Source organism: Streptomyces sp. NPDC033966 (genome assembly GCF_055575955.1).
This window is the reverse complement of the sequence record NZ_JBVIRQ010000004.1, coordinates 573536-586042: the sequence shown is the minus strand read 5'-3', so window position 1 is coordinate 586042 and position 12507 is coordinate 573536. Positions and strand designations below refer to the sequence as shown.

Genomic DNA, 12507 nt, shown 5'->3' with positions numbered 1-12507 from the left:
CGTACGGGGATCAGCCCAGCGGCGCCTGCTGGAGCGGCACCGGCCGCGCGGCCGGCGGCGGGGGCGGGTCCACGCGCACGGGCGGCGGCGGGGCGGCGGGCTGGCTCATGGTGACCACGCCGCACGGCACCCCCGGGGTGGCGTACGGCAGGCACAGCCGCCCGTCCGGGGTCCACAGCCCGCTCCCGAGCCAGCCCTCCGGGGCGCCGAGCCGGAAGACGTACCGGTCGGCGGGACGCCACAGCGCGAGGCCCGCCCCGCCCACCCGGAGCGCCACCCCGCAGGTCTCCGGCATCAGGACCTGTCCCGGCTGCACCGCGAAGGGGTGGGCGTCCTCCAGCCGCAGGCACTCCGGGAAGCGGACCGGGCGCTCGCTGCCCAGCACCCCCCAGCCGAGCCGCGGCTCGCCCGGGGCGTCCGAGCGGATCAGCAGCAGCCCGCTGTCCGGGGCCGCCAGCAGCAGCCGGTCGTCGCTGTCCTCGGCGATCTGGAGCAGCGGGCTGACCACCCCGCCCCGGCCCAGGTCCACGGCGACGGCCTTGGTGCGGCCGTCGGCCTCGCGGTCCAGGGCCAGGAGCCGGCCCGCGCGGTCCAGCCAGACCCCGCCCGAGCAGCGGCCCGGGACCACCGCGACCCGCTCGGGCCCGCCGGAGCCCCCGGCCACCCGCCAGACGGTGCTCTCCGCGTCCCCCACCGCCAGGGCGAAGGCCCCGCACCCGTCGGGGGACGGCGGCAGCAGGCGGACCCGCAGCCCCTCCTCGGCGTCGACCGCGCCGAGCCGGAACTCCCCGGTGCGGGGGCCGGAGGCGGCGCCCGAGGGGTAGAGGAGGGAGAACTCGTGCCGGTCGGCGACCCTGCGGTGGATCAGCACCTGCCCGTCGGCCAGCGCCAGCACCTCGCTGTCGGCCTCCTCCGGCTGCGCGAGGGGCAGCGGCACCGCGTACGGCTCCGGGCCGCCCAGCGTCCAGCGCTCCGGATAGCGGGCCTCCCCCCGGCCGGCCAGCCGGGCCGCGTACGCCCCGTCGGCGGAGACCGCCAGGGCCGGGGCCGGTACCGCCGGGGCCGGGGGCCCGGGAGCCTCCGGCGCCCCGGGGGGGACCTCGGCCGGCTCGGCGGCTTCGGGGTCCGGGAACGCGGTGGTCGTCGTGATCTCGGTGGCACAGACAGTCATCCGGGCCGTCACCTCCGGAGAGGAAGCTAGTTTTCGCACTTCCAGCCGAACAACACGACCCAGCCCGCTTCACACGTACGGGTGGCCGACCACCGATTCACCAGTGGCGGGGGATGCGGTTGTGCTGCCGCCCCGGCCAGGGGACCACCGGTCGCCACGGACGGTAGCCTTGGCCCGTGCCCCGTCTCTCTGAAGTCATCGCCGCGCTGGACGCTCTCTGGCCCCCCTCGCGGGCCGAGGAGTGGGACGCCGTCGGCACCGTCTGCGGCGACCCCGATGCCGAGGTCACCCGGGTGCTGTTCGCCGTGGACCCCGTACAGGAGATCGTCGACGAGGCGGTGAAGCTCGGCGCCGACCTGGTCGTCACCCACCACCCCCTCTACCTGCGCGGCACCACCACCGTCGCCGCGGACACCTTCAAGGGCCGTGTCGTGCACACCCTGATCAGGAACGACATCGCCCTGCACGTGGCCCACACCAATGCCGACACCGCGGACCCCGGGGTCTCCGACGCCCTCGCCGGCGCCCTCGACCTGCGCGTCACCGGCCCCCTCGTGCCCGACCCCACCGACCCGGCGGGCCGCCGGGGCCTGGGCCGGATCTGCGAGCTCGACCACCCCGAGACCCTGCGCGAGTTCGTCGCCCGCGCCGCCGCCCGGCTGCCGCGCACCGCGCAGGGCATCCGCGCCGCCGGCGACCCGGACGCGCCGATCCGCACCGTCGCCGTCAGCGGCGGCTCCGGCGACAGCCTGTTCGCGCAGGTCCGCGCCGCCGGCGTGGACGCCTTCCTCACCGCCGACCTGCGCCACCACCCGGTGTCCGAGGCCCGCGAGCAGAGCCCGCTCGCCCTCGTCGACGCCGCGCACTGGGCCACCGAGTGGCCCTGGTGCGAGCAGGCCGCCGCCGAGCTCGACGCGATCTCCGAGCGCCACGGCTGGGGTCTGCGGACCCACGTCTCGCGCACGGTCACCGACCCCTGGACGGCGCACGCGCCGTCCGCCACACCCCCTTCTAGTGCCTCTGGAGCCCCCAACTGAACGCCGAGCCCGCCGACCAGATCCGACTCCTCGACGTCCAGGCCCTGGACGTCCGGCTGTCTCAGCTCGCCCACAAGCGCAAGTCGCTGCCCGAGCACGCCGAGGTCGACTCCCTGACCAAGGACCTCAGCCAGCAGCGCGACCTCCTCGTCGCCGCCCAGACGCAGGCCAGCGACGCCGCCCGCGAGCAGACCAAGGCGGAGCAGGACGTCGACCAGGTGCGCCAGCGCGCGGCCCGGGACCAGCAGCGGCTCGACTCCGGCGCCGGCATCTCGGCCCGGGACCTGGCGAACCTGCAGAGCGAGGTCGCCTCGCTCGCCAAGCGCCAGGCCGACCTGGAGGACGTCGTCCTGGAGGTCATGGAGCGGCTGGAGGGCGCACAGGAGCGCGTCACCGGGATCACCGGGCGCGTCTCCGAGCTGGAGGCCAAGCTGACGGACGCCACCGCGCGCCGCGACGCCGCCACCGGCGAGCTCGACACCGAGGCCGCGAAGATCGCCAAGGACCGCGAGGTCATCGTGGCCTCCATGCCGTCCGACCTGATGGCGCTGTACGAGAAGATCCGCGTCAAGCAGGGCGGGGTCGGCGCCGCGCGCCTGTACCAGCGCCGCTGCGAGGGCTGCCGGCTGGAGCTCGACATGGCCGAGATCAACGAGATCAAGGCCGCGGCCCGCGACCAGGTCGTCCGCCACGACAACTGCGGCCGCATCCTGGTCCGTGCGGCGGACTCGGGCATCTGATGCCGCGTTTCGTCGTGGAGGCGGACGGCGGCTCCCGGGGCAACCCGGGCCCCGCCGGCTACGGGGCGGTCGTCCTCGACCCGGTCACCGGTGAGACCCTGGCCGAGCGCGCCGAGTTCATCGGCGTCGCGACGAACAACGTCGCCGAGTACAAGGGCCTGATCGCGGGCCTGAAGGCGGCGGCGGAGCTGGCGCCGGACGCGGTGGTCCGGGTCCGGATGGACTCGAAGCTCGTCGTGGAGCAGATGTCGGGCCGCTGGAAGATCAAGCACCCCGACATGAAGCCGCTCGCGGCGGAGGCGGCGAAGATCCTCCCGCGCGGGCAGGTCACGTACGAGTGGATCCCGCGCGAGAGGAACAAGCACGCGGACCGGCTCGCCAACGAGGCGATGGACGCGGGCAAGCGCGGCAAGCAGTGGGAGCCGTCCGCCTCCACGGCCGACCTGGCCCCCTCCGGTCCCCCCGGTGACGCGGCGAAGGGCGCGGCGGCGGTCCGCGCCGCCCTGGCCTCCGGCGGCGGTACGGGAACCGGCGCCGACGTGCGGGCCGCCCGCAGCGCGGCCGCGGCCGGCACCCTCTTCGCGGAGGCCGGGGCCCCGGCCGCGTCCCCCGCCCGCATCCCGGCCCCGGCCGGCGCGCCCGCGGCGGCCGCCACCGCCGTGGACGGGGCTCCGGCCGCCGCCGGGGCCGGATGGGGCGGGCCCGACATGGGGACCCCCGCCACCTTCGTGCTGCTGCGTCACGGCGAGACCGCCCTGACCCCGCAGAAGCGCTTCTCCGGCAGTGGCGGCACCGACCCGGAGCTGTCCCCGGCCGGCCGCCGCCAGGCCGCGGCCGTCGCCGAGGCGCTGGCCGCGCGGGGCACCGTACAGGCCGTCGTCAGCTCCCCGCTGCGCCGCTGCCGGGAGACCGCGCAGGCCGTGGCCGACCGGCTCGGGCTGCCCGTCGCGGTCGAAGAGGGCCTGCGCGAGACGGACTTCGGTGCCTGGGAGGGCCTGACCTTCGCCGAGGTACGGGAGCGCTTCCCCGACGACCTCCAGGCGTGGCTGGACTCCCCGAGGGCGGCCCCCACGGGCGGCGGCGAGAGCTTCACCTCCGTCACCCGGCGGGTGTCGGCGGCGCGTGACCGGCTGCTGGCCGCGCACGCGGGCCGTACGGTCCTGCTGGTCACCCACGTGACGCCGGTCAAGACGCTGGTCCGCCTCGCGCTGGGAGCCCCGCCGGAGTCCCTGTTCCGGATGGAGCTCTCCGCGGCCTCCCTGTCGGCGGTGGCCTACTACGCCGACGGCAACGCCTCGGTCCGGCTCCTGAACGACACCTCGCACCTGCGCTGACGGCCGCGCCACGAACACCCCGAGGCCCCCGCCCGTCCACGGGCGGGGGCCTTCGCGCGGTCGGTCCCCGCAGCTGCCGTCAGTCCCCGCAGCTGCCGGCGGTGCCCCAGCGCAGGAACTCGCCGCCGCCGGAGCCGTCTTCGGCGAAGACCGCGTACCTCGTGTAGGGCCAGCCGGCCGACCTCGCGGACTCGGAGGTGAGGTCCGCGCAGGCCCGCCGCGCGGCCTTGAGCGCCCAGTCCTCGCGGGTGGTCCGGTCCCACAGGGGCTTGACCGCCCAGACGTACATGACCCGGCCGGCCGGGTCGAAGCCGACGGCCAGGTTCTCGTGGCCGAGCCGGCCGCCGGAGCCGGCGGCGCTGCCGCCGTTCCACTCGTCGATGATCGACGTGGCGGTCCGGTCGGCCACGCGGATCTCGTCCGCGTCGCTGGACGGGATCTTCGCGACGGCCAGCCCTCCCGCGGCCGGGTACCAGTCGGCGGCCTGACCCGCAGGCCGGCCGGTGGCGCGATCGGTGGCCCCGGAGGTGCGGTCCTCATGGGACGTGGCACAGGTCGAGTCGGCCACGTAGTCGTCCTCCCACAGGATGCGGGGGCTCGCCTTGTCGGTGCTGTCGACCAGCACGAAGGAGTCGTACGGGAGGGCGGGGTAGAGCCCGGGGAACCCGCGCACCGTCCCACCCTTGAACTGGCGCATGGACAGGCAGGTGCCCTTGGCGAGCTCGGTGATCCCGTGGCTGCTCAGGGCTTCGGCCTTGTCGTGCACGGCGACCTCGATGTAGACCTCGCGCCGGGCTTCGTGGAACGTGGTGACGACGTCGGCCTCGGGCAGCAGCCCTTCGGGACTCCCCATGGACCAGCCGAGGTCGTGATGGATTCCCCGCTCCACCTCGTTCTCGGCCTCGCCCTTCGCCCGGCGCGATTCCCGCCAGGTCGCCAGGGTCGCCCCGGCACCGGAGGGGTCGCCGTTCTTGGCGCCGGAGCCGGGGGCGGGGGCCGGGGCTGCCGGGGTGCCGGTGGTGCGCCCCGCTGCGGCAGGGGTGGCCGCAGCACCCGCCGAAGGCGAGGCCGCCTGCTCCTGACGCGCGGCCGGCAGTGCGAGGAGCCCGCCCACGGCCCCGCCCAGGACGGCCGCGCCCACGGTGACGGCGAGCAGCAGGCGCCCCCGGCCGGGGGCCGACGGGGAGGGCCAGGCGGGGTCGTCGACGGCGGGCAGGTGCCACTGGGCGGCGATCGGGTCGCCGGCCAGGGTGGGCGCGACGCCGGCGAGGAGCTGGGTGGCCTCCGCGGCGAGCAGGGCCGCGCAGCGCGCGGCGGCCCGCTCGGCCGTCGGCCGGGCTTCCGGGGTCTTGGCGAGGGCTTCCTCCACCACCTCGCGGAGCGCGGCGGGCAGGCCGTCGAGATCGGGGTCCCCGGACATGACGCGGAACGCGACCACGTCGGGGGCGCCCGTGCCGAAGGGGAGGCGGCCGGTGGCGGCGTGGGCCACGAGGGCGCCCCAGGCGAAGAGGTCCCCGGCCGGTCCGGTCGTGCCGGAGCGGTAGTGCTCGGGGCTGATCCAGCCCGGTGTGCCGGTCATGACCCCGGTCCGGGTCACGGACGTGCCGTCGGCGGCGTGGGCGATGCCGAAGTCCAGCATCCGCGGGCCGGCCGGGCTCAGGATGACGTTCTGCGGCTTCACGTCCCGGTGGACCACGCCCGCGCGATGGATCGCCGAGAGCGCCTGGGCGGTACCGGCGGCGAAGGCGTACAGGCTGCCGCCGGTGAGCGGGCCGTGGGCGGCGAGGTGCCGGTCCAGGGTCGGGCCGGGTACGTACTCCGCCGCCAGCCAGGGGCGTTCGGCCTCGGTGTCGGCCGCCAGCACGGGCACCAGGCAGGGGCCCTGGACGCGGGCGGACAGGGCGACCTCGCGGCGGAACCGGGCCCGGAACTCGGGGTCCTGGGCCTGTGCCTGGTGAACGGACTTGACCGCGACCCGCGTTCCCCCGGGGTCGAGGGCGGCGTGGACGGTGCCCATGCCGCCGGTGCCGAGGCGCCCGATGATCCGGTAGGGGCCGATTCTCTTCGGGTCGCCGGGGTGGGCGGGGTGAACCCGCCCGCCGGGGGCGGTGCTTCTCAAGGGGGCTTCTCTCTGTCAGCGCGGCTGATTCGGAAGAGACGGTCTCATTTTTGGGACTTCCTATGGCACGCTTTGACATTTTATTTAAGCTGGGCGTCCGCTCATGTTCCGAGTTCGTGGCGCTCCTTCCGAGGGTGTTCGGCATCCGGCCCTGAGCCGGACGGCAACCACCCAGCGGAGGAGTCCCCATGGCCACCCCTTACCCCGGCCAGCAGCCGGAGCAGCCCTACGGTCAGCAGCCGCCTTACGGCCAGCAGCCGCAGCCGCCCTACGGCCAGCAGCCCCCGCCTTACGGCCAGCAGCCGCAGCCGCCCTACGGCCAGCAGCCCCCGCCCTACGGCTACCCGGCCCCGCCGCAGCAGCCGAAGAAGAGCAACGCCGGCAAGATCATCGGTTTCGGCTGCGGTGGCATCGTCCTCCTGTCGCTGGTCCTCTTCGCGTGCGGCGTGGCGGTCACCGGCGCGTCCAAGAGCGGCACCAAGAAGGACACCGGGATCACGGTGCCCTCCGCCCCCGGCGCCTCCTCGGCCCCCAGCGCGGCGCCGATGCAGCCCGCGCCCGGGAACTCCGAGGCGCCGGCCGGGACGACCGACAAGAACGCCGACGTGGTCCTCACCGCCTCGCCGACGCCCTTCAAGCCCAGCATCCTCGCCCAGAGCGGTGACTACACCTCCGTGCAGGTGACCATCGTCAACAACGCCGCCAAGGAAGTCGACGTCAACGTCTTCTACTTCGAGGTGACGGCCGAGGACGGCACGCGCAAGCAGATCGAACTGGCGGCGGCCGAGGACCAGATCGACACCGTCAAGCTGGCGAAGGGCGAGAAGGTCACCGGAACCATCACGGTCAAGGGCAAGGTCACCGCGAAGACGGTGACCTTCAGGAACGGCTTCATCGGCAAGACGTACACCGCCGCGGTGAAGTGACGCCGCACGGGCCCCCGCTCCGGCGGGGGCCGGCCTGGTCGAAGCCGTCCGGCATGCCGTTGGCCGCCTCGCCGACATCACCGCCGACCGGCACATGGAGGGGGTGCGCGTCGTCCGCTGGCTCCTGTCCCCGGTCCCCACGATGAAGCTGTGGCGGCGGATGAAGCTATGGGAGCTGCGCAGCTACGAACAGGCTGTCGGCATGGAACAGGACCGGCTGATCTACCAGGCCCGCCTCCAGGCCCGGTACGGACGCGGGTGGCGGCGCAAGGCCCCCGTGGAGGCGGTACTCCCTCTGCGCCTGGCCCGCATCGGCGTCCCGCTCGCTCAGACCGCGCCCGGCGGACTGGCCGCCGCCGGAATCGAGTTCGAGTGGCGGCCCACGGAGGGCTCGGCCCCCGCGTACGACTGTGGTGTCGGAGAACCCGGGCCTCCCACCGGATGCCACTTTCCCGACCGCCCCAACGACTGAGCCGTGCGCCCCGGCACCGGCTTGGTCAGCGAAGGCGTTCTCTTATCTGGGGCCCCAAAGGACGTCCAGCGATTCGAGGACCGCTGCCCCCGGGTCCTTCCGCGCCGACCGCTCGCGCAGATCCTGCGCCGCATTGACGACCCGCGTGGACTGGATCCCGTCCGCGCACGCCGCGAACTCAGCCGTTGTCGACAGGGCGCCGTCGGCGTCCTCGCGCCGCATCTGGACCGTTGCGAGGTCCGCAAGCACCATCGCCCGGCTTCGGCGGCGGTCGATGCCGTGGATGTCGAGCGCCACGTGCAGAAGCTCCTCGGCCGCCGCACGGTCGCCGAGCCGGCTGATGGGGGCTTCTGTCATTGTCAGACCGAGGTGCCAGCATGGCGAAATGACACGCCCTCAGACGCTGAAGGACCTTGTGTTCGGCGACACGAGCAAGATCCCACCCGGTACCCCGGTCTTTGCCCGCACCGATGTCGACCTCAGCGTGCTTCCTCTTACGAGTCCCGTGCTCCCTTGGGAGTATGAGGGCTTCGAAGAGCACATAGAACGGGCCCGCAACGAGGTGCTGGAGGGGGCGGTCGAATTTCCGCGCTTCCCGCTCACCGAGTTCGTCCAGGTGATCCAGAGTCTCGTGCGGGACCACCTGAAGCGATACGTAGAACCGGAGAGGCCACGAGCCGACAGGCTCTACGTGTTGGAATTCCAGGGTCCGACTCGCCAGTACGTCATGTTCGGGCACACGACGGATCTCGTCACCCGCGTCAACGATCACTGTCTGAACGCGACGCCCCACGGGTACGCCCTGCTCAACGGCTGGGCGTCCCCGGGTCTGGTCACAGCGGCGCGGCTGGAGCGCTATGCGCTCGATTGGGGCGATCGCCTGCACAATCACCTGCACTACCGGGAGCGGTACTATGACATGCCGTTCGAGAAGGGCCTGAACATCGTCCGGGCCGTCTACGAGGAGCGAGACCTGGACTAGCCGTCCCGGCAAAACCTTGCCCCGCCCCGGCATACGGCCGGCAAGCGGGGGCTTCGTCGTTTCCGGGGTCAGCCGAGGAAGGTCTGGCGCCACTCCAGCGGCGACATCGTGAGCGCGGCCTCGGCCAGCTCACGGGCGGACGCCGTCTTGAGGCTGTTCAAGGAGGTGTCGATCCAGTCCTGTACCAGGGTGTTGCCCTGGGCCCGGTATTCCACGGCCTGCACCAGGCACTCCAGCTTGTCCGCGTCCTTGGCCACGATCGCCTCGGGGCTGTCGTTGGCCTCGTACTCCGCCACCACTCGCTGCACGCCGGCCTTGACCGCCGGGTGCGCGCGAGCGACCTGATCGGCGGTGACGGTCTCGTTCGACGCGGCGTCGATGTAACGGCGCCCGATGTGCGGGATGTCCCCGATCCGGGTTTCCTGCGTGTCGTGGAAGAGGCACATCAGGGCGACCTTCGCCGGGTCGACGCCCTCCATCATGGCCAGGACAGCGCCGACGATGCCCACGCGGAACGAGTGGTCGGCGATGGATTCGGGGTTGTTGTTCCCGGTGAACCACCACCCTGTCCGCTTGGCCTGCTTCATGACGCCCATCTCGAAGATGAACCCGGTCGTGCCCTGGGCGTGCGCCGTCTCGTCTGCCATGTGGTGACCTCCGGTCTCTCAGGTTCGATCACGCAAAACGTAATGCACCGCGCTCAGTTCGTGCCGCGACCTTTCGGAGATCCCCCGCCCGTCCAGCAGCCGCCCGGTACGCTCCTCCAGCTCCTGAACGAGCAGCCTCGACGCCCGAGGCAGCCACGGGTGCGCCGTCAGCAGGGCCCACAGCGTGTGAGCGTAGAGATCCGCGTATCCGGGCGCGTAGTGCAGCCCGTAGGTCAGCCCGCGCAGCAGCGTCACTGGGTCCCAGCCGGTCAGGTCCCGGTCACGCATGAATCCGTCGTCGGCCTGTGGGAGGCGGACGCCGCCAAGCCAGTACGCCCAGTAATTCAGGTTCGCCGCTTCCGCCGTGTCGTCGCCGGCCAGCGAGCGCTCGATGAAGTCGAGCAGCGGCTGCGGGTCCCCCAGACGGGCCAGTGCCGTTGCCGTAGACCGGGCTTCCGCCCAGTGCTCCGACCATCCCCGGCGGCCCAGCACTCCCCGCCGAGCGTGCAAGGCGTGCGCCGTCCACGAGACCGCCTCCGGCCCCCGGTCGTACGACGCCAGATACAGGGCCTGCCGGTGCAGCAGCACCCCACCCCCGCCGCGCCGGGCCGACTCGGCGGTCTCCCGCAGGTGCTCGAAGAACTGGCCTCGTTCGCCCGCCCCCAGCAGCGGAGCCGACGCAGACGGGCCACGGCGAGGAGCCGGGATCCGCCCCGCCAAAGCGGGCGGCGGCGTACCGGTCAAGGCCCACGCCAACATGTGCGCGGTCTCCCTGGTGTGCACCCACGACGCCAGCGGATGAAGCCCCGTCTCCCCCGGCGGATCGAGGGCGGCCCCGATGATCTGGTCAGCGTCCAGCGCCGGATCTAACAGCCCCACCACGCCCGCGTCCGCACCCAGAGCCCCAAGACGTCGCCGCAGATTCAGCAGCGCTCCGGCCTTCATGTTCGCCAGTGGGCGCCGACCGGACTCCCAGCCCTGCAAGGTGCCCAGGTCCACGCCCAAGACCTCCGCCATGGCCGCCTGCGTACGCGGGATGCTCTCCCGCGCCAGCCTCAGCACAAAGCCCGCAATCGCTCCTGTGGCCGCACGTCCCCGTGCGGGCGGTGTACCCGCCATGCCCAGCTCCCGACGACGCTCCGTTCCCCAACACGTACCGCCAGTCAGTCCTATCGCGTCTCCAGCGACCGTACGTTCAAGACGCGGAAACGGACAGGACCCGGAAGGGGAAAGGCCGTTGACGTCCCCCACGCAGCGGGCCGCAGGCCCCATCCTCGCGCCGTCCTGCGGTCCGCTGCGCCCCCGTCGGAGAGGAGCAAGGCCATGAGCACCCCCTCCCTGCCGCGCCGGAAGCCCGGAGCCAGTGGACGCACCCCCGCCATACAGGAGCCCGCCCCTGGGGCGCCGAGCCGGGCCTTGCGCGTCCGCACGGCCGGCGGCTGGGAGAAGTTCATGCGCCGCGCCGACATCGAGGGTGGTGACCGTGTCCCGCCCCAGCCGTGACCGCCAGCGCCAGACCGTACCCGGCTGGGTCAGCGAGGGGACCGCCATCTACGACCCGTTGGAACGCAAGACCGGCTACGTCCAGTTCATCGGCGAGTGGGAAGACCCCACCACCCGCGTCGTCATGGCCAACGCCGTCTTCGCCAGGCCTCCCGGCGGTGGGGTCGAGTGGGTGGTCAAGGACCCCTCCAGCCTCGAACGGGGCTGACCTCCGCAGATTCCCGCCCCGCACTCCTACGGCCCGGGGCGGCCGACTCCCACCTCGACCGGATGCAGCACAGCATGGCGACGGCCAGGTGGGGCACGACCCTGCACCGCAGCGGTGCAGGCTGACTTTTCGTGAAAGGGCGGATCTCCCATGATCAACGCACCCCAGGTCAGCAACCTGACGCGACGTCTGGACCACTCCGTTCCGGACGATGTGTTCGAGCCGGAGGTGGCCGTCGAGTCCCTGACCCGCCGCCTGGACCACTCCGTCCCGGACGGGGTGTTCGAGCCGCAGACGCCCGCCGTCTGACCGCAGTTCGAACCTGATGCCGCCTGAATGACGGCATGGCGGGCCGACTCGGAGCAGACAGCCGGGCCGGCCCGCCTCCTATTCCCCACCCCGACCAAGGAGAGTCCGCCGTGCAGATCACTGCCACCGTAGAGCCCGGCTCTTTCTTCGACCTCAGCCGCCAGGACCCCGCGCTCATGCTCCTGCGCGAGGACGGCGTCGAACGGGCCCTGCCGTTCGCCCTGATGGAGCGCCTCATGAAGTCCGGCGTCCCCTACGCCGAGCACGCCCGCGCCCTCGCCAGCGACCCCGTCCACGTCTCCGGGGCCGCCTTCGACTGGTTCGACGCCGAACTCCCCGCGCAGATCGCCGACGAGATCAACCTGAGCAACTACGAGATCCTGGAGCACACCAGCGAGCGCCGCACGGCCCTCACACAGGCTCTGGAGCGCCTGGCCGCCGTCCACCCCGACGGCTTCGCCCGCGTCCGCGAGTTCGTCCGGGGACTGCTGTGGGTGGGCATCAAGCCCGGCATCCGCACCTCCTCGCTGACCAGCTCCAGCGACCCGGCGCTCCCGTACGTCATCGTGTTCTCGGAGAAGGCGCGGCACCACATCCCGCCGAACACGGTCAGCGAGGAGCCGTCTCACCTCTTCCTCGCGGAGAACATCCTGCACGAGGCCGTGCACCAGTCGGTCAGCTTCCACATCCTCCAGCACCAGGTCTTCGCCGACGGCTACGACTCCAAGACCTCCCCCAAGATCGAGATCGCGTGGCGCGCCACACAGGGCATCGCCCGAAACCAGTTCTGGGAGGTGGACCGGGCCTTCCACGCGACGTGCGTCTACAACCAGCTCCTGGGGTTCCGCCGGACCGAACTCGACCGCGACGACCTCACCGCCAACGAGCGCGCCCATTTCCAGGCCGCCTACGACGAGGGCATGCCGGCCGTCCGCTACCTGATGGGCCAGCTCGAACTCTTGGGCGAGCACTTCACCGAGCACGGCACGGAGCTGCTGACGGGCCTGCGCCACCAGACCGACCAGCTGTAGAACTCATCCACCAGACCGACCTTCGGAG

14 protein-coding genes and 1 pseudogene are annotated in these 12507 nt (G+C 72.9%); 10 read left to right on the top strand and 5 right to left on the bottom strand.

Going from position 1 to position 12507, the window contains the following annotated elements; all coding sequences use genetic code 11:
- Window positions 1–10 precede the first annotated feature (10 nt).
- Complete coding sequence (locus ACZ518_RS14940) at window positions 11–1171, bottom strand: hypothetical protein (RefSeq protein ID WP_469113428.1); 1161 nt, start codon at window positions 1169–1171, stop codon at window positions 11–13.
- A 176-nt stretch (window positions 1172–1347) separates the two neighbouring features.
- Between ACZ518_RS14940 and ACZ518_RS14935 the strand changes: the two genes are divergently transcribed.
- Genes ACZ518_RS14935 through ACZ518_RS14925 form a run of 3 tightly spaced genes read left to right on the top strand, consistent with a single transcriptional unit; the run spans window position 1348 to window position 4282 of the window.
- Window positions 1348–2208, top strand: a complete 861-nt coding sequence (locus tag ACZ518_RS14935) for a Nif3-like dinuclear metal center hexameric protein (protein ID WP_469113427.1) — start codon at window positions 1348–1350, stop codon at window positions 2206–2208.
- On the top strand, window positions 2205–2948 hold the full coding sequence (locus ACZ518_RS14930) for a zinc ribbon domain-containing protein (protein WP_469113489.1): 744 nt from the start codon (window positions 2205–2207) through the stop codon (window positions 2946–2948). The genes ACZ518_RS14935 and ACZ518_RS14930 overlap by 4 nt, the downstream gene beginning before the upstream one ends.
- Window positions 2948–4282 (top strand): bifunctional RNase H/acid phosphatase, encoded by a 1335-nt coding sequence (locus ACZ518_RS14925; protein WP_469113426.1) that lies wholly within the window; start codon window positions 2948–2950, stop codon window positions 4280–4282. The genes ACZ518_RS14930 and ACZ518_RS14925 overlap by 1 nt, the downstream gene beginning before the upstream one ends.
- Before the next feature lie 79 nt (window positions 4283–4361).
- Here the strand turns inward: ACZ518_RS14925 and ACZ518_RS14920 are convergent, their stop codons facing one another.
- Window positions 4362–6401: a serine/threonine-protein kinase gene (locus ACZ518_RS14920; RefSeq protein ID WP_469113425.1), complete on the bottom strand. Its 2040-nt coding sequence runs from the start codon at window positions 6399–6401 to the stop codon at window positions 4362–4364.
- 188 nt (window positions 6402–6589) lie between these two features.
- On the opposite strand from ACZ518_RS14920, the gene ACZ518_RS14915 reads away from it, so the two are divergent.
- Both ACZ518_RS14915 and ACZ518_RS14910 read left to right on the top strand, forming a co-directional pair.
- Window positions 6590–7327 carry a DUF4352 domain-containing protein gene (locus ACZ518_RS14915; protein WP_469113424.1) on the top strand — a complete coding sequence of 246 codons (738 nt, stop codon included), beginning with the start codon at window positions 6590–6592 and terminating at the stop codon, window positions 7325–7327.
- Window position 7328: 1 nt separating this feature from the next.
- A pseudogene (locus ACZ518_RS14910) lies at window positions 7329–7694 on the top strand (DUF2637 domain-containing protein); the annotation flags it as partial.
- Between the two features lie 147 nt (window positions 7695–7841).
- Here the strand turns inward: ACZ518_RS14910 and ACZ518_RS14905 are convergent.
- On the bottom strand, window positions 7842–8156 hold the full coding sequence (locus ACZ518_RS14905) for a hypothetical protein (protein WP_469113423.1): 315 nt from the start codon (window positions 8154–8156) through the stop codon (window positions 7842–7844).
- A gap of 28 nt (window positions 8157–8184) precedes the next feature.
- On the opposite strand from ACZ518_RS14905, the gene ACZ518_RS14900 reads away from it, so the two are divergent.
- Entirely contained in the window at window positions 8185–8781 is a 597-nt protein-coding gene (locus tag ACZ518_RS14900; protein ID WP_469113422.1) for a hypothetical protein, read from the top strand.
- A gap of 68 nt (window positions 8782–8849) precedes the next feature.
- On the opposite strand, the gene ACZ518_RS14895 is transcribed toward ACZ518_RS14900, so the two are convergent.
- The gene (locus tag ACZ518_RS14895; protein ID WP_469113421.1) at window positions 8850–9428 is read right to left on the bottom strand and encodes an HD domain-containing protein; all 579 of its coding nucleotides are present in this window, start codon (window positions 9426–9428) and stop codon (window positions 8850–8852) included.
- A gap of 18 nt (window positions 9429–9446) precedes the next feature.
- Window positions 9447–10427 carry an XRE family transcriptional regulator gene (locus tag ACZ518_RS14890; protein ID WP_469113420.1) on the bottom strand — a complete coding sequence of 327 codons (981 nt, stop codon included), beginning with the start codon at window positions 10425–10427 and terminating at the stop codon, window positions 9447–9449.
- Window positions 10428–10751: 324 nt separating this feature from the next.
- On the opposite strand from ACZ518_RS14890, the gene ACZ518_RS14885 reads away from it, so the two are divergent.
- From ACZ518_RS14885 to ACZ518_RS14870, 4 genes are all read left to right on the top strand, one after another.
- Window positions 10752–10931, top strand: a complete 180-nt coding sequence (locus ACZ518_RS14885; protein WP_469113419.1) for a hypothetical protein — start codon at window positions 10752–10754, stop codon at window positions 10929–10931.
- Window positions 10912–11139 carry a hypothetical protein gene (locus ACZ518_RS14880; protein WP_469113418.1) on the top strand — a complete coding sequence of 76 codons (228 nt, stop codon included), beginning with the start codon at window positions 10912–10914 and terminating at the stop codon, window positions 11137–11139. The genes ACZ518_RS14885 and ACZ518_RS14880 overlap by 20 nt, the downstream gene beginning before the upstream one ends.
- 150 nt (window positions 11140–11289) lie before the next feature.
- The gene (locus ACZ518_RS14875; protein WP_469113417.1) at window positions 11290–11448 is read left to right on the top strand and encodes a hypothetical protein; all 159 of its coding nucleotides are present in this window, start codon (window positions 11290–11292) and stop codon (window positions 11446–11448) included.
- A gap of 110 nt (window positions 11449–11558) precedes the next feature.
- Window positions 11559–12479 carry a hypothetical protein gene (locus tag ACZ518_RS14870; protein WP_469113416.1) on the top strand — a complete coding sequence of 307 codons (921 nt, stop codon included), beginning with the start codon at window positions 11559–11561 and terminating at the stop codon, window positions 12477–12479.
- Window positions 12480–12507 lie beyond the last annotated feature (28 nt).